Source organism: Roseibium sp. MMSF_3247 (assembly GCF_030733765.1).
Lineage (GTDB): Bacteria > Pseudomonadota > Alphaproteobacteria > Rhizobiales > Stappiaceae > Roseibium.
Map to the genome: position 1 here is coordinate 295,559 of NZ_JASHII010000005.1, position 15,988 is coordinate 311,546.

The following is a 15,988-nucleotide window of genomic DNA, read 5'->3' on the forward strand; positions in this document are numbered from 1 at the left end:
GGGGGAGGAAACGGCAATTTTTCGGGTCTTTATTCGACAGAAATGTTCGGGACAGTGAGCTCGATACTTACCTCATCGTCCTGCGCATACCACTGCGAATAAAAGAAGATACCGGCGGCGATTGCGGTGACCAAAGCTCCTGCGATGAACCAAACCGGGCCGGATCCTTTACCGGACTGTGTAAGATCGTAGTTGGCTTTGGTGTTTGGCATCTTGCTCTCCTTTGCATTGAAAAACGCCGGACATATAAGTCTAGAACGCTGGTCTTCGGGAATGGTTCCCGGACAACGCAAGACAGGCGGCAAATTGGAAACTCCCGGGGCTGGTAGAGCGTATGACTGATAACTCTTTGACCGAAATCGAGCAGTTGAGCCCGGAAGCTGCCAAGGCCGAGCTTGAGCGGTTGGCATCGGAGATCGCTGAACATGACCGGAGGTATCACCAGGAAGATGCGCCGACGATATCGGATGCGGACTATGACGCGCTGCGCCGGCGGAATTCAGCGATTGAGGCTCGTTTCCCGGAGTTGATGCTGGCCGACGGCCCGTCTGCACAGGTCGGCGCGGCGCCAGCCTCCGGGTTTGGAAAGATCACGCACCGGGTGCCGATGCTGTCGCTGGACAATGCATTCAGCGATGATGATGTCCGTGATTTTGTCGGCCGGGTTCGCCGATTTCTGAAGTTCGATCCGTTGATGGGAGCGTTGGCAGTCACTGCCGAGCCGAAGATTGACGGCCTGTCCCTGTCCTTGCGCTATGAGGGCGGTAAACTTGTCTATGCCGCAACGCGGGGCGACGGCACGACGGGCGAGAATGTCACCGCCAACGCCAAGACCATAAAGGATATCCCGCAAACGCTCATCGGCACCGTGCCGGAGGTGGTGGAGATCCGCGGCGAGGTCTACATGGCCCACAAGGATTTTGAGGCCCTCAATGGGCGCATGGCGGCCAATGGCGGCAAGGTATTTGCCAATCCGCGCAATGCGGCTGCCGGATCCTTGCGCCAGTTGAAGTCTGAAATCACAGCGTCCCGGCCACTTCGTTTCTTTGCCTATGCCTGGGGGGAGATGAGTGCGCTGCCAAAGGACACGCAAGACGGCATGGTTGCGCAGTTGGCAGCGTGGGGGTTCCAGATCAATCCGCTGATGAAACGCTGTGAGACGGTGGAAGAGTTGCTCGCAGTCTATCATGGCATTGAGGAAAACCGGGCGCAGCTCGACTATGACATTGACGGGGTCGTCTACAAGGTCGACCGGCTGGATTTGCAGGAACGGCTCGGTTTTGTCTCCCGCTCGCCGCGATGGGCGATTGCGCACAAATTTCCGGCCGAGCAGGCCTGGACCGTGCTCAATGACATTGAAATTCAGGTGGGCCGAACGGGTGCGCTGACCCCGGTTGCCAAACTCGAACCGATCACGGTCGGCGGTGTGGTCGTTTCCAATGCGACGCTGCACAACGAAGACTACATCAAGGGCATCGGCCAGGATGGAGAGCCGATCCGTGGCGGCAAGGACTTGCGCAAGGGCGATACGGTCAAGATCCAGCGGGCCGGCGACGTTATTCCCCAGATCGTCGATGTGGACCTCGACAAGCGTCCAGACGATGCGGAGCCTTATGAATTTCCGACCCGCTGCCCGCGCTGCAACAGCCACGCAGTGCGCGAGGAAAATGAAAAGACCGGCCGCAAGGACGCAGTGCGCCGGTGCACTGGCGGTCTGATCTGCCCGGCGCAGGCAACGGAAAAGCTCAAGCACTTTGTCTCCCGCAACGCCTTCGATATTGAAGGGTTCGGCGATAAGCAGGTGGATGCGTTCTATCAGGATGACCTGGTGAAGACTGCGGCTGACATCTTCACACTTGCTGAACGTGACAAACAATCCCTGACCAAGTTGCGCAACCGCGAAGGCTGGGGCGCCGTTTCCGCAAAGAACCTGTTTGAGGCGATCGATGCACGTCGGAAGATTGACCTTCACCGGTTCATTTTCGCGCTCGGCATCCGGCATGTCGGCGAGGGCAATGCCAAACTGTTGGCACGGGCCTATGGGTCCTGGGCAGCCTTCTACAAAGCGATGACGGAGGCCAGCGATCATGGAAGTGAGGCTTGGGCCGAGCTCAATGACATTGATGGCATCGGACATATCGTTGCCGATGCGTTGGTGGAATTCTTTGCCGAAAGCCACAATCGCGAGCAGTTGGATGCGCTGCTGCAAGAGGTGACGCCGAAGGATGCGGAGAAGATCGAGGCTTCCGGCTCGCCGGTTGCCGGCAAGACGGTGGTCTTTACCGGCTCTCTTGAGCGCATGACCCGTGACGAGGCCAAGGCAATGGCCGAGCGGTTCGGGGCGAAGGTGTCGGGGTCGGTGTCCAAGAAGACCGATTTGGTCGTTGCCGGTCCGGGGGCCGGATCCAAGCTCAAGAAGGCGTCAGAGCTCGAGATCGAGGTCATTTCCGAGGACGATTGGTTCGAGTTGGTTGACGTTACGTAATTTGCATCTGGCGACACTTCTGATCTTTAGGGTGACGCTAGAAGTTGTTCAGGTTGTAAAAAATCGGATTTTCGCCTTATGGTTTCTGTCTTCTCGAATCAAATGAACAGCATTTTCTGTAGTTCTAAATATCTGAAAATATTATCGAAAATAAATATAGGTGATCGATATCCGTATAATTATCAACAGCGAAATTCTTAATTGCACCACCTTAAATTGTTTCTATTGATTTATTGTTTTTCGCTGTCGTAAAATGCCAAATTTCTGCCTTACGTTAAGGTATGAGTAAGCTGAAAAACCCACTCTTCCGGTCAAGAGCGCCTTGGAGGGGTAGGCTTAATGAAACGGATTAAAGTACAGATTCTGGTATTGGCGTTGGTGCCAATGCTCGCGGTGGTCGGTTTTGCAGGCTTCTCAGTCTATGAAACAAAGGTTCAGCTGTCGCATCATGAGTTCATGCGTCCATTGACGCGCATTGCAGAAGATGCCGGAAATGTCATCCATGAACTGCAAAAAGAACGCGGCATGACCGTCGGCATGATCCGTTCCGATTATGCAGCCGAGAACATGGCGAGACTAAAGAGCCAGCGCCCCGTAACAGATGCGGCCGTCAAAGTATTTGACGATCATTTGGCAGCCATTGATCTCAACGATGCGTACACACTTGAAGAATTGCGCAAAGTGGGCAAAGCGGTTCATGAAGTGGAAGGCTTCCGGAAACGGATTGATGGCCGCGCTATGTCAGCGCCGGAAGTGGTCGCCTCGTATACCAAAGAGATACATGCGCTTATTCACCTGATTGGTCTTGCGATCGAAGCAAGCCCGTCGCCAGAAATCACGTCAGAGTTGTTCCCCTTCATTGCTCTTGTTGAAGCGAAAGAAGCCGGTGGCCTCGAGCGCGCACTCGGTGCCGGCATGTTGAACGAATTTGCTCTCAACAATGAAGTGAACTTTGGTGTCTACAAAAGGTTCATGGCTAAGTACGGCGCTGAACAAGCATTCCTGTCGGAATTCAACGCAATTGCTCTGCCGGAACAAAAAGCATTGTTCGCGGAAACTGTGAAAGGCCCAGCTGTCGACACAGTGAAAAAATGGCGCCCAATTCTCCAGGATCTTCCTTCAAGCGGTGACGCACAGGGGATCACTGGCAGTGATTGGTTCGCAACGGCCACTCAGCGTTTGAATCTGATCAAGTCAGTCTCCGATGAGTTGATACGCCGTGCAGAAGCTGCTGCTGATGCAGACACTGCAGCGCTCGCAGCTCAGCTTCTGTATGTATCTGTTTTTGCCGTAATTGTGGTGCTTGGCAGCGGTGGTCTTGCCGCCTATGAAGTGTTGTCAATCTCAAAGCTCCTGCAGCGCCAGCGTGACACCATCTCAAGTCTTGCAGAAGGTAAGATTGATATCCAAGTGGCCTACACGGACCGTCCGGATGAGATCGGAGATATTGCCCGGTCTGCGGAAGTGTTCCGCGACAATCTGATCAAACAACGCGCTCTGGAAGAAGAAGCGGAGAAGGGCCGAATTCAGCGGCGCAAACGGAACGCCCATCTGGAAGCTGCGATCAAACAGTTTGAAGATGAGGTCTCCGCGGTTCAGCACCAACTGAAGAACGAAACCCATGAAGTCAGTCAATCTGCCGGCCATATGGTTCAGATTGCAGGCCATGCTTCAGAAAGCGCGAGTGCTGCCAATGCAGCGACCGAAGAAGCGACCACCAATGTCCAAACTGTAGCGTCCGCCGCAGCCGAACTGTCCGCCTCCATCAGTGAGATTACACGCCAAGCAAATACGGCCATGGATATCTCTGGAACTGCGTCTGATGCTGCGTTGGCTGCTGACCGGGATGTCTCCGTCCTTGCTGAAACAGCGGACAAGATTGGTGAGGTGGTCGAAATCATTCGGGCAATTGCAGAGCAGACCAACCTCTTGGCGCTGAATGCCACGATTGAGGCTGCGCGGGCCGGGGAGGCCGGCAAAGGCTTCGCTGTGGTTGCGGCCGAAGTGAAAGAGTTGTCAACACAAACGGCCAAGGCGACAGACGAGATTGCCAGCCAAATCACCGGCATTCAGGGCTCGACCCAGAAATCTGTCGCGGCCATCCGGTCCATTGTTGAGCAGATTGAGCAAGTGCAGTCGGTGACCAGCACGATTGCAGCGTCTGTGGAAGAACAGAACCTTGCAACAAGCGAGATTACGCAGAGCATTACACTGGCTTCAGATGGTGCGACGGCTGCGGCCTCCAACGTTGCTGGGGTCTCCGGGTCGATCGATCAGACCCGCGAACAATCCCAGGCAATGAGCCAATCTGCCGATCAACTCGGTAAGGTAGCCAGCAGTCTTTCGGGGGCGGTCAGCCACTTCCTGGAGCAGGTGCGCAAAGAAGACGAGGCCGCATAACCCGCTCGCCTTTTTGGAATATAAGGAAAAACCGCCCGGACAGTGTCCGGGCGGTTTTTGTTTGTGATGGAAGGCTTTTGCTCAGACCTCTTCGGTCGCCTGTTCCAGCCAGATCCGGTCTTTGGCGGCCAGCAATGGCCCGATTTCGGAGCGGACCCGCTGATGGTACCGGTTGAGCCAGGAACGCTCGTCGCTCGTCAGCATTCCGGCAACAATCAAACGCCGATCAAACGGGACCAGCGTGATCGTCTCAAACCCGAGCATCGGTCGCTCGCCGCCCGGAATATCCTTCGGTGCGGTGACGATCTCGAGGTTCTCCAGGCGAATGCCGTATTCACCGGCGGGATAGTAACCCGGTTCGTTGGACAGGATCATGCCCGGCTTCAGTGGCACATGGCCGGTCTTGGCTATGCGCTGCGGACCTTCGTGGACACCGAGGTACGTGCCGACGCCGTGACCGGTCCCGTGATCGAAATCGAGGCCGGCTTTCCAAAGATCAATGCGCGCAAGGGTATCCAGCTGGGCACCTGTCGTGCCTTCCGGAAACTTCGCGGTCGAGATGGCGATGTGGCCCTTCAGCACCAGCGTGTAATGCTTCTTCATCTCCTCGCTCACCGCGCCAACGGCGAGCGTCCGGGTGATGTCGGTGGTGCCGTCAATATATTGCGCGCCGGAATCAATCAGGAATGGCTTGTCTTGCGGGATCTTAAGATTGCTGGTGCGGCTGACCCGGTAGTGGCAGATCGCCCCGTTCGGCCCGGCCCCGGAAATCGTGTCGAAGGAGATGTCCTTTAGCTCTCCCGTTGCCGCGCGAAACTCTTCCAGCTTTTCAGCGGCCCCGATCTCGTCCAGCTCACCCTTGGCGACTTCTTCATCGAACCAGCAGAGGAACGAGATATAGGCCGCCGCATCGCGGACATGCGCTTTGCGAGCGCCGTTCAGCTCGACCTCGTTTTTGACAGCTTTCGGTAGGAGAACAGGATCAGAGGCTTCAACGAGCATTCCACCGGCATCTGTGATGGCTTCGGCAATGCCGATCCCGGCAAGAGACGGATCGATGATGACCTTCTTCCCTTCCGTGCCGAGTGTTTTCAACCCGCCTTGAAAATCGGCCGGCTCTGAAATCTCGGTCAAATCGGCGAGGGCATCGCGCACGGAGTTGGAGAGCTTGCGGCCATCGATATAAAGCGAGGGTTTGCCCTCTGCTGGAACGGTCGCAAACGACAGGGGCAGTGGTGTGTGCGTGACATCCGAGCCGCGGATGTTGAACAGCCAGGCAATGGAATCCGGCTGTGTGAGGACACAGGCGTCGGCTTTCTTGCCCTGAATGGCTTTCTGGATCTCGGCGATCTTGTCTTCCGACCCACGGCCTGCAAGTTCTGTCGGATAAAGCATGACCTGACCGACCGGCGGCTCCGGGCGATCCGCCCAAACCGCATCAACCGGGTTGTCCTCCAAGGTGATCAGTTCGGCACCGGCCTCTTTACAGATCTCCCGCAACCGGCGGACTTCCCGCACGGTGTGCAGCATGGCGTCGATGCCGAGTTTTTGGCCCGGCTTGAGGCGTGCAGCGAGCCAGTCCGTCACAGGTTCCGTGATCAGATGCTGGGCTGGAAATACGTCCATGTCGACCTGTTCGCGCACCTGGATGGTGTAACGGCCATCGACGAAAACGGCAGCTTCTTCGCCCAAAACTGCCGCCATACCGGCGGATCCGGTGAAGCCCGTCAACCACTGCAAACGGCAGTCATGCGGCGGGACATATTCCCCCTGGTGCGCATCGGCGCGGGGAATCAAGAAACCATCAAGGCCCAGACGCTTGAGTTCGGCTCTGAGAAGCGCTGCATGCGGCGCCCCGCAGGAAGGATCACTGAGATCGTCAAAATTCTGAAACATGGCGGCAAAACTAAAAGGGGTCTATGACGCAATCAAGTCGGATAATTATTTCTTGAAAAGATTGGATATGGGAATTTTCGTTTCGAAAATGTGCAATGCACAAATTATTTCGCATATGCGAAATGCGCAGGGCTGGCATGCAGATCGCCCCCTACCTAAACCACCACCGCACGCTCATATTCACAACCAACAAACAGATAAAGACGTTTCTCCCTAGGGAAGCTCTTCAACTTCGAACGGGATTAAAGACAATGACCATCGCAACGACTACATCCACACGCGCTTCCGGCGGCTTCATGCGCCGCGCTTTCGACCGGATGATCGAAGCCCGCTCCGTACAGGCCCGCCGCTATGTCAACGGCTACCTCCTGTCACTCGATGACGCGACCCTTTCTGCCCACGGTTACGATCGTGAGCAACTGGAACGCGAAGGCTCTGCGACCAGCGCGTTCTAAGCCGCTGAAAGAATACTGTGCACGATAAAAGACCCCGCCGGCTCAACCGGCGGGGTCTTTTCGTTTCTCCTAGGAAATAGCCTTACGCGTGTTTGCGGCCGCGGATCAGCGTGAGCGTGAGCCAGCCGTCCTTTTCCCGGCGGCGGTCCAGGACAAATCCCTGGCATCCATAAGCAAACAGGATCCGCGGTCCATCTTCGATCCGCAAACCGGATAGGACCAGCGTGGACGTTGGTGTCATCCGCGCGCAGATGGATTTCGACATCTTCATCAAGGGCCGCGCCAGAATATTGGCGATGACCAGATCGAACGGGCCATAGAGATTAAACCGCCGGTCTTCCACGCCATTGGCGGTGAAACCGGTCACGAGATGACGGGCACCGTTCAGCCGCGCGTTTTCCAAGGCCGTGTGTGTCGCAATCGGATCAATGTCGGTCGCTAACACCTGCTGGCGGGCTTTCAAGGCTGCGGCAATTGCCAGGACACCGGTTCCCGTCCCGAGATCCAGAATGCTGTCATACTCGCGCATGGACAACAGCCGGTCGATCTCTTCCAGGCATCCGGCGGTGGTTCCGTGGTGGCCGGTTCCAAAGGCGAGAGCTGCCTCGATTTCAAGCCCGATCGCGCCCCCCGGCACCTTGTCGCGATCGTGACTGCCGTGGACGAGAAAGCGCCCGGCGCGGACCGGCTTCAGACCTTCCAGGCTTTTTTCCACCCAGTTGATATCCGGCAGTTCTTCGGCTTCCAGCGGTGCGGCGAATGCATCGGCGCCGACCCGGTCGCGCACCAGTGCGGCTGCTTCGTCCGGTTCCATGCCGAAAAGCAGGATCTCGGCAGACCAGATCTTCCCGTCCTTGGAATCTTCGTAGATCGTGACTGGATTGCCCTCGTCTTCAAAGGCCCGTTCCAGGATTTCGGAGATCCGTTTGGCTTCCAGTTCTTCCGCCGTGATCTTGACCCGGATGGTTTTCATAAAGGCACGCCTTCGGTTGAGGTGTCGGTTGGCTTGGTGGCTTGGCTCAGCGGTATAGCCGGAGCGAAAAACCCCTGCCAGTCTCTTTTTTGTTTTCACGATAAAACTCGCCGGATCTGGCGAAACAGTCCGCCTGCCATAGGTTTTTACAAAAGTGTCCGACGGTACCAAGGGAGATCCACCATGCAGGCAAGCGCAATCCTTCAGTCCCGGCGCATCTTGGCGGCACTCGCATTGCTGCTCAGCCTTGTATTCCTTGGCACGGGGAGGCCGGCGCAGGCGGGTGATCTCCCGGATCAGCGGCTGTTCGATGCGCTGCTTTCCTCGAAGAGCGAGATGGAGGCCCGGATAGTCGAAGCGGAAATCTGGGAGAGCTGGATTGCGGCCGCCCCATCCGCAGATCTGGAGGCAAAGGTTCGCTCAGCAATGAGCAAACGGCGCGTTGCCGACTATGAAGGGGCACTTATGGAGTTGAATAGTGCCTTGGAGACTGCGCCTGATTATGCCGAGGCGTGGAACCAGCGGGCGTTCATCCATTATCTCCAGGGCAAACCCGACCGCTCACTGGAAGATATCGAACGGGTGCTGGAGCTTGAACCCAGGCATTTCGGGGCGCTTTCCGGCAAGGGCCGGATTCTGATGGAGCAGGGCAGGGTCCGGCTCGGCCGGCAGGCCTTGCGGGAGGCGGTCGCCCTGCATCCCTTCATACCCGAACGCTTCCTGCTGATCAGGGAGCAAGAGGAAAAAGGAATTGATCTCTAAAGGTGAGCGCCGGAACCCGGTTGCGGCCAGAGGCCCGCAAAGTGCCTTCTTCTAAAACCGCCAGGAAAAGTGTGCACCCGCGCCGATTTCTTCACCGTGTTCATTGAGTGCACCTGCAACACCCAATCGCCATGCACCCGCGCTGCCGACGGAGCCGACAAAGCCCAATCCGGCTGTTACGGAATGGGCGCCGCGGTTTTGGCCCGTTTGATTGAAGGTCCCGAACAAGTCGGACGTGACAGTGATATCGTGGGCTGAATCTGCCGATGCACTCCAGTCATGATCGTAGCGGGCAAATCCGACCAGCTTCGCTGTCCCGCTGTCCGTTGTCCAAACGTCCGCTGCCCAGTCGAATCCAAGACCGGTCAAAACGGCGTCCGCAGTCGCAGCATGGACGGTGTAGTTGAAGTCACCGCCTCCGGTTTCCCGAGCTTCGCCTTGCCAAATGTGCGCGTAGGAAGCTGCAGCAAACGGTGTCACTTTGAACTGGGGTGTTAGCGGCAGTTCATAGCCTGCTTTTGTTGCGACAAAGGCGGCATGGGAATCAAAATCGGATTCCGCGCGCCCACCGGTGAACAAGCCGACATTCGGGTTGTTCCGCTCGCCTTTGTTGGCGCTGTAAGAATAACCTCCGGAGGCCGCCAGCCGCCAGCTGTCGCGGTAAAGTGTTCCGTACAATCCGGCAAAGCCAGACTGCGCCGAGAAGGACTGATCGACCGTGTCATGCTCGTCCATTTGTTGATAGCCGTAGCCTGCAAACGCCCCAACGCTTCCCTGATTACTTGCGAGCAGATCAGCACCGCCAATCACGCTGGCAATTGAATAATTGAAACTTCCAAGACCGTCTTTGCCATCCACGTTGCCTTTCAGCCCGGACGCATCCAGCCAGATGGCCCGTCCTTGAGCATCGCGAACCTGATTGGCCTTGTCGAGAACGTCGTGACTGCCGGAAATCCGGTTCATCACCGAAGTGGCAATGTGATCGAGATGTTCCAGGCCGACGGTCAGGTTGGAGGAATAGGGTTCAGCGTGAACTTCGTTGAAGGTGATCAGGTCGCCGTTGGTCAGGGACAAATAGCCGTCACTCACCGTGTTGCCGCCGGCGAGGATTTGGTTTCCGCCACCGCTTCCGCCTGACACGCCATTGATGGGTGTTTCATTGTGCGTTGCTGATACGGCCGTCACCAAATCCACCCAAGGCGTCGTGACAGGCGGTGTGGTGGTCTGCGTCGGGACTGTTGATGTGGTCGTCGTCGTTGTGGGCGTGGTCGTGTTGGTCGTCGTGGTGGTTGTCGTCGTTGTTGTGACCGTTGGTGTCGTCGTGGTGGTGGTTGTAACTGTCGCCGTTGGTGTTGTCGTGGTCGTGGTCACCGGCGGTGGGATCACTTGCTTGCCACCGCCGGTCGACTGGATGGTCTTCACCTTGGTTGGCAGGAAGGTTGGTGTTGCAGAGTTGTCAGAGAACTTGACCTCAACCTGTGAAGTCTGTGTCGGTGGTCCCGCGAGGCTTGCACTCAGGTGTGCATTCAACGAGTTGCCTTCGACCAGAGTAACACTGTCACTGTCAATCGATCCGGCGCGCGCGATGACAAAGGTGGAGTTGATGAAATCACTGATTTCGGTGGCGCCTGACCCTGAATATCCGCTGTCCTTTTCAAGTGTCGCGGTCAAGTTGTCTGCACCGGTCATGTCACCGGACACATCCAGCAGGTCCGCAGTCTGAGACGCTGTCGGGTCCAGTTCGGAGACAAGACTTGTCGCGCCCTGAAAAGACACATCGCCGTTGATCGAAAGCGTTCCGATGGAGTTGCCGGGACGGATCTCTGCACCTGCGGATGTCAGGAAACCCGTGCCGCCTGCGCCTGTCTTGCCATTGATGACGCCATTGCCTGATAACTTTCCGTCAAGTTTGAAGAAGCGGGTATCGATTGTCGTATTGTCGAGCTTCAGCTCGGAACCGGCCACGACGGAGGTAATGAGCGCGTTTGAAATTGAACTGTCTTTAAGGGTCAGCTCAGTCGCTGAATCGAAATTCTGCCCCACGATGTTGTACTGCCCAACCGCGAACAAGGACGGATTGGCGACCGTAAAGGAGGTGTATGTCAAAGGGGAAGCCGACGCGCTTGCGATATAAACATTCTGAAATTGGGTATCACCGCTTTGTTCGGTTAAGGTGATAGCGCGGTTTGCACCAATACCGACATCTATCAAGTTGATCCAAGTTGCCCCGAGATCGTCAGTCGCCGGTGCCTGGAGCAATCTGAGGAAGTTTGTGCCCGGAGACGGAGCACTTTCAATGCTATTACCGATGAACGTGAAGGAGTTGACTTTCGAGGCCCGTTTCAGGTCAAAGAAAACGGGCGAATAATAGTCATAGGCACCATCGGCGGGAACCGTTCCCGGGGAAACCACGATCTCCGTCCGTCTCTCAAGGCATATAGCACTTGAAGGGGTGAAGCTGCTTGGGTCGAGCCGTTCAGTACCCGAAGCACGGAGCGCGCCCGCCCCCAACGCATCGCAATTTGCATTTGCTGCTGCAGGGGCCAGGAAGGTCGCCGCAGTTGCCGTAAACACCAGCGTGGCTGCATGAAAACCTGCGCGATTGACGGCCGACTTGTTGTTTCCTAAACGCATGTTGTGCTCCTGCCGTATCCGCTACGCAGAAACAAAATGCGGATCAGTCTAACTGTCCGGTCACACTAGCGAATTTATGCTTAACCTAACGTAAATTTTGTTCCGTTCAGTTTGATATTGTTATAAATATCAATATCTTAAAATCAGTGCCGTTCTACGAAGCTGTCGATGACTTTTTTCTGACCGGCCTTTTCAAAATCGATGGTCAGCTTGTTGCCTTCGATCGACTTGATCGCGCCATAGCCGAACTTGATGTGGAACACCCGTTCGCCGACAGAATATTCCGACGGAATGTCGCTGACGGACTTGGCAACCAGTTCCCCTTCAATCGTGAGCGGTCCCTGGCGTTTTTGACGGGCGGATTGGTAGCCACGTCCGCCGCCGTCTGAAAACCCATCGGAGGACTGGCGTGCCCGTTGAGCGCGTTGCCAACCGGGCGTCGAATAGCTGCCGGTCTCAAAGGCATCCTGACGGTCGAAGCGCGACGGACCATAGCCGCCACCGCCATACCCGCCGTAGTTGGACGAAGCTTCTGCGATTTCAACGTGTTCAGTTGGCAGTTCATCAAGGAACCTGGACGGAATGCTCGACTGCCATTGGCCGTGAATGCGCCGGTTGGAAGCAAAGTACAGCTTCGCCCGCTTCTTGGCTCGGGTGATGCCGACATAGGCGAGGCGGCGTTCCTCTTCTAGGCCTGCGCGGCCACTCTCATCCAGTGCCCGCTGGTGAGGGAACAACCCTTCCTCCCAGCCAGGCAGGAAGACTGTGTCGAATTCCAGGCCCTTCGCGGAGTGCAGCGTCATGATCGAGACGGCGTCTTGCGCATCCGCGCTGTCCCGGTCCATGACGAGGGAGATGTGTTCCAGGAACCCGGCCATGGATTCAAACTCTTCCATGGAGCGGATGAGTTCTTTCAGGTTGTCCAGACGGCCCGGGGCCTCGGCCGAGCGGTCCTGCCGCCACATTTCCGTGTAGCCACTTTCATCCAGAATGATCTCGGCGAGATCCGTGTGCTTCATGCTGTCGATCTGGCGCCGCCAACGCTCGAAATTGTCGAGCACGGTTTTCAGTGAATTGCGCGGCTTGGGTTTCAGCTCTTCGGAATCGATCAGCTGGCTGGCGGCCTGCATCAAGGGGATGCGCTCGGCCCGCGCCAGTTCATGCACAAGCTTAAGCGTGGCATCCCCAAGGCCGCGTTTCGGCGTGTTGACGATCCGCTCGAACGCCAGATCGTCCGCCGGCTGCATGACACAGCGGAAATACGCCATGGCATCGCGGATTTCCATGCGCTCATAAAAGCGCGGTCCGCCAATGACACGGTAGTTGAGGCCGAGCGTGACAAATCGATCTTCGAACTCGCGCATCTGGAAGGAGGCGCGGACCAAAACGGCCATCTCGTTGAGCGTGTGACCTTTGGTTTGCAGCGCTTCGATTTCATCACCAATCGTCCTGGCTTCTTCTTCTGAATCCCAGACGGAGGCAACGGACACGAGGTCATGATCCGGTTCGTGAAAGTCAGTGAAAAGCGTCTTGCCGAGGCGGCCTTCGTTGAAGGAGATGAGATGAGAGGCCGCGGCGAGAATGTGACTGGTCGAGCGGTAATTGCGCTCCAGACGGATCACCTCCGCGCCCTTGAAGTCGTGCTCGAAGCGCAGGATGTTGTCGACCTCGGCCCCGCGCCAGCCATAGATTGACTGATCGTCATCACCGACACAGCAAACATTCGGATTGCCCTGGGCCAGCAGGCGCAACCACAGATACTGGGCGATGTTGGTGTCCTGATACTCGTCCACCAGCATGTAGCGGAAGCGGCGCTGATAATCGGCAAGCACATCCTGCCGGGTCTTGAACAGCGTGATGACGTGGAGCAAGAGATCGCCAAAATCGGCGGCGTTCAGGATCGACAGGCGCTCTTGATACTCCTGATAGAGCTTGCGGCCCTTGCCGTTCGCGAAGGCGCGCGCTTCGCCTTCCGGCACCTGATCCGGCGTCAGGGCCCGGTTCTTCCAGCCGTCGAGCATGTTGGCAAAGGCGCGGGCGGTCCAGCGCTTGTCGTCGAGCCCTTCGGCCTGAATGATCTGCTTGATCAGGCGGATCTGGTCGTCGGTGTCGAGAATGGAAAAGCCGGATTTCAAACCCACCAGTTCGGCATGTTTTCGAAGGATTTTCACGCAGATGGAGTGGAACGTGCCGAGCCAGGCCATGCCCTCCACATTGCCGCCGACAAACCTCGCAATGCGCTCCTTCATTTCGCGGGCGGCCTTGTTGGTGAAGGTCACGGCCAAAATATCATGTGGACGTGCCAGGCCGGAGGCCAGGATATGCGCGATCCGGGTGGTCAAAACCCGGGTCTTGCCGGTGCCGGCGCCCGCCAGAACCAGGACAGGCCCCTCGGTCGTTTCCACGGCAAGGCGCTGTTCGGGGTTGAGACCGGTCAGGTAGTCGGGCGCCCGGCGGGCCGCCATGGCCCGCGCTGCAATGCCGCCACCAGGTGGTGGCGCAACAGGTGGAGCTTCCGCCCGCGTCCCGATGGGTTGAAAAGGATCGTCAAAGGGATCGTCATACCCGTCCGGGTCGGTCATGGTTTATCGGTCCGGTTAAAAGCGCTTTGGAGAACAATATAGCAACAAATGCCGCGCTGGCGAGACGCGATAGTCGGATTTGGTGGGGATAGTTCTCGCGAACAGCGAACCTTTCACGCCGTCCCGGCGCAGGCCGGGACCCAGTAGCCTGGTTCCTCGATTGCAAAAGCATCACACAGGCGTTTGCGACTGTTTTACCCTTTAGGTTGTAACGTCTGGACGCATTCGTCTTTGCGTCCTTGTCTTGGGGGAACCATGCTTCTGAATTATCGTGTCTTTTTGCGTTCCGTGTCCCCGATCATCGTGCTGATCAGTGCAATGATACTGGTTGTATCGCCCGGTGCCGCGCAGGAGGCGGGTCAAGCACCGGAAGCGGCAAGCGGCGAAGCGCCGCTGACGGTTGGCGTTCGGGTGAGCCCGCCTTTCGTGATGCAAACGGTTGACGGATATACCGGCATGGCGATCGAGCTTTGGGAAGAACTCGCAGCTGCTGCCGGCCTCGAGTATCAGTACGAGCCTTACCCCAATGTGCGGGCCCTGATCGACGCGACTGCAGAGGGGCAAACAGATGCTGCGATCTCGAACCTGACCATCACCAAGGCGCGTTTGGAGAAAATGGATTTTACCCAGCCCTGGTTTGATTCAGGTCTGCGCATCATGGTCGGCTCTGTCGGATCAACCAGCTTCTGGGAAGTGGTTAACGGCCTTCAGGAAGCGGGGTTCCTGAAGGCCTATGGCTGGCTCGCGTTTGTTATTGTGGTGGCCACGCTTTTGATGACCCTTTTTGACCGCCGTTTCGACAAGTCCTTCTCGCAGAAGTGGCCCGATGGTCTGGCGGACAGTTTTTATTCGGTAATGTCAGTCGTGACCTCCGGCAAGGCGCCATCGCGCAAGAATCTGTTTGGTTGGATCGGGCGTGTGTGGCAGGCGATCTGGCTGGTGTGCGGATTGGCGGTGATGGCGTTCATTACGTCTTCCGTCACAAGCGTCATGACCACCTTGTCGCTCAACAATCAGATTCAGAGTGTCGCCGACTTGCCGGGCAAGGTCGTCGGTGTGTTCGACGGCAGTGTCGGCGAAGACTATTCACGCGAGCAGGGATGGTCGGTGATTGCGTTTGATGGCCTCGATGAAGCTGTCGAAGCATTGAGCGATGGCGAAATTGACGCGTTTGTCGGCGATGCACCCACACTGGAATACTACGATCACACCAATCCCAACGCGGATGTGGAGGTGGTTGGGCCGCTCTTTGATCCGAACAAATATGGTTTTGCCCTGTCGCTGCGCAGCCCTTACACCCGCACGATCAACATTGAGCTGCTCGCGGCCAAGGAAGCCGGAAAAGTTGAAGATCTGCGGGTGGAGTATCTCGGGCCGCGGGAATAGCCCTTGCCGGGTTCCAGCTTGGCTAAAGCAATAAGGTTGGCCTAGGGGCTACGTGTGCTTTCCGTTGTTGGCGTCTCGTAGTCCCGTCCATGGCGCTCCCAGTATTCAAGAGCGACCGCCCAGGATGGAATGTCGTCAGTGTGGAAGCCGCATGTCGTTCCAGTTGCGATTGATGGAAACGCCTTGATCGCCCTGCGGTGCGCTCCGCGATAAAGATAGCGTTTCATCGCCGTTTCACTCGTCCAGACGGTCAAGGTGTGGTGGACGCCGTGCACGATCCGTGTGCCGGCCAAAACGTTGCCATCAGCGACTTTTTCCTGATTGAAGCTGGGGATCGCGTGCCGCCAAAAGCGCAGGGCATGAAACCAGGTCTTCAACCGCAAACCGGTCACTGACACGTAATAGCGGGCCATCG

At 57.0% G+C, this 15,988-nt stretch carries 11 protein-coding genes; 5 read left to right on the forward strand and 6 right to left on the reverse strand.

Annotation, left to right across the window (positions count from 1 at the left end; genetic code table 11):
• Nucleotides 1-29 precede the first annotated feature (29 nt).
• On the reverse strand, nt 30-212 hold the full coding sequence (locus tag RBB44_RS18090; protein WP_306149007.1) for a hypothetical protein: 183 nt from the start codon (nt 210-212) through the stop codon (nt 30-32).
• A gap of 122 nt (nt 213-334) precedes the next feature.
• Between RBB44_RS18090 and ligA the strand changes: the two genes are divergently transcribed.
• Both ligA and RBB44_RS18100 read left to right on the forward strand, forming a co-directional pair.
• The gene (gene ligA / locus RBB44_RS18095) at nt 335-2,485 is read left to right on the forward strand and encodes an NAD-dependent DNA ligase LigA (protein WP_306149008.1); all 2,151 of its coding nucleotides are present in this window, start codon (nt 335-337) and stop codon (nt 2,483-2,485) included.
• A 339-nt stretch (nt 2,486-2,824) separates the two neighbouring features.
• A complete protein-coding gene (locus tag RBB44_RS18100; protein ID WP_306149009.1) occupies nt 2,825-4,885 on the forward strand; it encodes a methyl-accepting chemotaxis protein in 2,061 nt (686 codons plus the stop codon).
• An 81-nt stretch (nt 4,886-4,966) separates the two neighbouring features.
• Here RBB44_RS18100 and RBB44_RS18105 read toward each other — a convergent pair whose 3' ends face one another.
• The gene (locus RBB44_RS18105; RefSeq protein ID WP_306149010.1) at nt 4,967-6,781 is read right to left on the reverse strand and encodes an aminopeptidase P family protein; all 1,815 of its coding nucleotides are present in this window, start codon (nt 6,779-6,781) and stop codon (nt 4,967-4,969) included.
• Between the two features lie 251 nt (nt 6,782-7,032).
• On the opposite strand from RBB44_RS18105, the gene RBB44_RS18110 reads away from it, so the two are divergent.
• A complete protein-coding gene (locus RBB44_RS18110; RefSeq protein ID WP_040452352.1) occupies nt 7,033-7,236 on the forward strand; it encodes a hypothetical protein in 204 nt (67 codons plus the stop codon).
• 82 nt (nt 7,237-7,318) lie between these two features.
• Here RBB44_RS18110 and RBB44_RS18115 read toward each other — a convergent pair whose 3' ends face one another.
• On the reverse strand, nt 7,319-8,209 hold the full coding sequence (locus RBB44_RS18115; RefSeq protein WP_306149011.1) for a 50S ribosomal protein L11 methyltransferase: 891 nt from the start codon (nt 8,207-8,209) through the stop codon (nt 7,319-7,321).
• A 183-nt stretch (nt 8,210-8,392) separates the two neighbouring features.
• Here RBB44_RS18115 and RBB44_RS18120 point away from each other — a divergent pair, with 183 nt between their 5' ends.
• Entirely contained in the window at nt 8,393-8,971 is a 579-nt protein-coding gene (locus tag RBB44_RS18120) for a tetratricopeptide repeat protein (RefSeq protein ID WP_306149012.1), read from the forward strand.
• 51 nt (nt 8,972-9,022) lie between these two features.
• On the opposite strand, the gene RBB44_RS18125 is transcribed toward RBB44_RS18120, so the two are convergent.
• On the reverse strand, nt 9,023-11,605 hold the full coding sequence (locus RBB44_RS18125) for an autotransporter outer membrane beta-barrel domain-containing protein (protein ID WP_306149013.1): 2,583 nt from the start codon (nt 11,603-11,605) through the stop codon (nt 9,023-9,025).
• A 143-nt stretch (nt 11,606-11,748) separates the two neighbouring features.
• Nucleotides 11,749-14,187 (reverse strand): ATP-dependent helicase, encoded by a 2,439-nt coding sequence (locus RBB44_RS18130; RefSeq protein ID WP_306149014.1) that lies wholly within the window; start codon nt 14,185-14,187, stop codon nt 11,749-11,751.
• A gap of 255 nt (nt 14,188-14,442) precedes the next feature.
• On the opposite strand from RBB44_RS18130, the gene RBB44_RS18135 reads away from it, so the two are divergent.
• On the forward strand, nt 14,443-15,573 hold the full coding sequence (locus RBB44_RS18135) for a transporter substrate-binding domain-containing protein (protein WP_306149015.1): 1,131 nt from the start codon (nt 14,443-14,445) through the stop codon (nt 15,571-15,573).
• 41 nt (nt 15,574-15,614) lie between these two features.
• On the opposite strand, the gene RBB44_RS18140 is transcribed toward RBB44_RS18135, so the two are convergent.
• Nucleotides 15,615-15,986, reverse strand: coding sequence for a hypothetical protein (locus tag RBB44_RS18140; protein WP_306149016.1), 372 nt, complete (start codon nt 15,984-15,986; stop codon nt 15,615-15,617).
• Between the last annotated feature and the right edge of the window lie 2 nt (nt 15,987-15,988).